We start from the raw sequence: 3,501 nt of genomic DNA, 5'->3' as shown, positions 1-3,501 counted from the left end.
GGCCGGCCGCGTGGCCAGGCCCGCGCGCGCCTTCATGCCCCCGCACCCCGGTGCGCGCCACTCCCCCGGGACGGTCCCGCCCCACCGCGTGGGCGCGACACACCGCCGCCCCCGTCCGGAGGACTCCGGCGGGGGCGGCGGCACGGTACGGGGAGAGGGGCAGCGGGGATGGGCCCTTCTCCCCGAGTTCGGGGCGGGCGGTCAGCCCATCTCCTCCAGGGCCTTGCCCTTCGTCTCCTTCACGAACTTCAGGACGAACGGGATGGAGAGCGCGGCGAAGACCGTGTAGATCACGTACGTGCCGGACAGGTTCCAGTCGGCCAGCGACGGGAAGCTCGCGGTGATGGCCCAGTTGGCGATCCACTGCGCGGACGCGGCGACGCCGAGCGCGGCGGCGCGGATCCGGTTCGGGAACATCTCGCCGAGGAAGACCCACACGACCACGCCCCAGGACAGGGCGAAGAAGAGCACGAACACATGGGCGGCGATCAGGGCGACCCAGCCCTGCGTGGCCGGGAGCTTGCCGTCGACGAGGTCGAAGGAGAACGCCCAGGCCTCCAGCGCCAGGCCGATCACCATGCCGACCGAGCCGATGAGCGCGAGCGGCTTGCGGCCGACGCGGTCCACGAAGATCATCGCGATCACGGTGCCGACGATGTTGATGATCGACGTCGTGAACGAGTAGAAGAACGAGTCCGTCGGGTCGACGCCGACCGACTGCCACAGCGTCGAGGAGTAGTAGAACGCGACGTTGATGCCGACGAACTGCTGGAAGACGGACAGGCCGATGCCGATCCAGACGATCGGCTTGAAGTAGAAGCTGCCGCCGAGCAGGTCCTTGAAGGACGACTTCTCCTCGCGGTGCATCGCGTGCTCGATCTCGTTGACGCGGGCGTCGAGGTCGACTTCCTTGCCCTCGACCTCTTCGAGGATCTGCTTGGCGCGCTCACGCTTGCCGACGGAGATCAGGAAGCGCGGGGACTCCGGGATGGCGAAGGACAGCAGGCCGTAGAGGACGGCCGGGACGACCATGACGCCGAGCATGACCTGCCAGGCCTCCAGGCCCATCAGCTCACCGCGCTGGTCACCGCCGGCGGCGTTGAGCAGGCCCCAGTTGACCAGCTGCGACACGGCGATGCCGATGACGATCGCGGCCTGCTGGAAGGAGCCGAGCCGGCCGCGGTAGGCGGGCGGGGAGACCTCGGCGATGTACGCCGGGCCGATCACCGAGGCCATGCCGATGGCGAAGCCGCCGATGACGCGCCACATGGCGAGGTCCCACAGGGCGAACGGCAGTGCGGAGCCGATGGCGCTGATGGTGAACAGGACGGCGGCGATCTGCATGCAGCGGATGCGGCCGATGCGGTCGGCGATGCGTCCGGCGGTCGCGGCGCCGATGGCGCAGCCGATCAGCGCGATGGCGATGACCTGGGCCAGCACCGCGGAGCCGACGTCGTAGCGGTGCCGGATGGCCTCGACGGCGCCGTTGATGACGGAGCTGTCGTAGCCGAAGAGGAAACCGCCCATCGCGGCCGCCGCCGCGATGAAGATGACGTGCCCGAGATGATCGGGGTGAGCCGTTCTGGCTCCTGGATTGGGTGCCTGCGCTGTGCTGGCCACGTGTACTCCTCGGGCTTCCGGCAACGCTGCCGGGGTGGTTCGCCCTTCGAGGTGCCATCCGTAGGTACCTGAAGGTAAAAGCAACGTTGCAGAGACTATGCCTTCAAGTTTCGAAGTCAATAGGGCGAGAGCTGTGAGTTGTGCGATGCCTGCGCGATGCCTTCGACAGCATTGTGTTCAAGAGTTGAACTTGATGTGCCCGGCTTGCGACCCTCTTACAGAGGTTGACGCAGCCGCTGGCTGATGACCTTCGACACGCCGTCGCCCTGCATGGAGACGCCGTACAGCGCGTCGGCGACCTCCATCGTCCGCTTCTGGTGCGTGATGACGATCAGCTGCGAGGCTTCCTGGAGCTCCTGCATGATCCGGATCAGCCGCTGGAGGTTGGTGTCGTCGAGCGCCGCCTCCACCTCGTCCATGACGTAGAACGGGCTGGGCCGCGCCTTGAAGATCGACACGAGCAGCGCCACGGCGGTCAGCGAACGCTCCCCGCCCGAGAGCAGCGAGAGCCGCTTGACCTTCTTGCCCGGCGGCCGTGCCTCGACGTCCACGCCCGTGGTGAGCATGTTGTCGGGGTCGGTCAGCACCAGGCGTCCCTCACCGCCGGGGAAGAGCCGGCTGAACACGCCCTCGAACTCCCGGGCCGTGTCCCGGTAGGCCTCCGTGAAGACCTGCTCGACGCGCTCGTCGACCTCCTTGACGACCTGGAGCAGGTCGGCGCGGGTCTTCTTCAGGTCCTCGAGCTGCTCGCTGAGGAACTGGTGCCGTTCCTCCAGCGCCGCGAACTCCTCCAGGGCCAGCGGATTGACCTTGCCGAGCTGCTGGTACGCCCGTTCGGCCGCCTTCAGCCGCTTCTCCTGCTCGGCCCGTACGAAGGGCCGGGGGCGGTTGCGGGGGTGCTCCGGGTCTTCCGGGAGCTCCTCGCCCTCGGCGGGGGGCGAGGGCGGCACCAGTTGATGCGGCCCGTACTCGGCCTCGAGCCCCGCCGGTTCCACACCGAGTTCCTCCAGCGCCTTGGTCTCCAGCTGCTCGATGCGCAGCCGCTTCTCGGCGCCGAGTACCTCGCCCCGGTGAACTGAATCCGTCAACTTGTCCAGCTCGGCCTTGAGATCGCGCCCGGCGGTGCGGGCCCCGGCCAGTTCCTGTTCGCGCCGTGCCTTGGCGGCCTCGGCGGCGGTGCGCTCCTCGTCGGCGCGGGCCAGGGAGACCTCGACGTGCGCGAGCAGCTGCCGGGCGCCCGCGGCGACGGCCTCGGCGACGGCCGCCTCGTGCCGCAGCCGGGCCCGGCGCTGTTCGGCACGCGCGCGTACCTCGCGTTCCGCGCGGGCGGCCCGGTCGAGGGAGTCGGCGCGTCCGGCGAGTGCCTTGACCCGCTCCTCGTGCGTACGGGCCTGGAGCCGGGCCTCCATCTCGGTCTGGCGCGCGTTGGCGCCGTCGGCGGCGAGCCGGTCGCGGACGGAGGTGTCGGGTTCCTCCTCGACCGGCGTCTCCTCGGCGACGGCCAGCCGCTCCGCCAGCTCCTCGACGTCCATGAGCGCCTGGTCGAGTGCCTCCTGCGCCCGCTGCGCCGCGGCGGCGGACCGCTCGGCCTCCCCGGCCGCGCCCCGCGCCTGCCCGGCGAGCCGCCCGAGCTGCTGGGCGACGGACGACTTCTCCCGGTCGGCGGTCCGGCGCCGCTCCCCCAGCTCCTCGACCAGCGCGGCGCACTCGCGGCGCCGTCCGGCGGCGGCCTCCTGCGTCTCGGCCAGTTCCGCGCACCGCACGCCCAGCTCCGCGAGCTCGGCGGCGGCCTCGTCCACGGAGGCCTGCACCTCCAGCAGGCTGGGCGCCCCGGCGGACCCGCCCTGCGCGAAGTGGGCGCCCAGCAGGTCGCCCTCGGCG

2 protein-coding genes are annotated in these 3,501 nt (G+C 70.7%); both read right to left on the bottom strand.

Going from position 1 to position 3,501, the window contains the following annotated elements; genetic code table 11:
• Positions 1–201: 201 nt before the first annotated feature.
• Complete coding sequence (locus GTW67_RS34985; RefSeq protein WP_161168744.1) at positions 202–1,620, bottom strand: sugar porter family MFS transporter; 1,419 nt, start codon at positions 1,618–1,620, stop codon at positions 202–204.
• Positions 1,621–1,835: 215 nt separating this feature from the next.
• Positions 1,836–3,501 (bottom strand): AAA family ATPase (locus GTW67_RS34980; RefSeq protein WP_161168743.1); only part of this gene is annotated, 1,666 nt, incomplete at its 5' end.

Origin of the sequence: Streptomyces sp. SID5910 (assembly GCF_009862125.1) — a bacterium.
GTDB lineage: Bacteria > Actinomycetota > Actinomycetes > Streptomycetales > Streptomycetaceae > Streptomyces.
The sequence above is the reverse complement of the archived record's forward strand: the minus strand, read 5'-3'. Positions and strand labels throughout refer to the sequence as shown.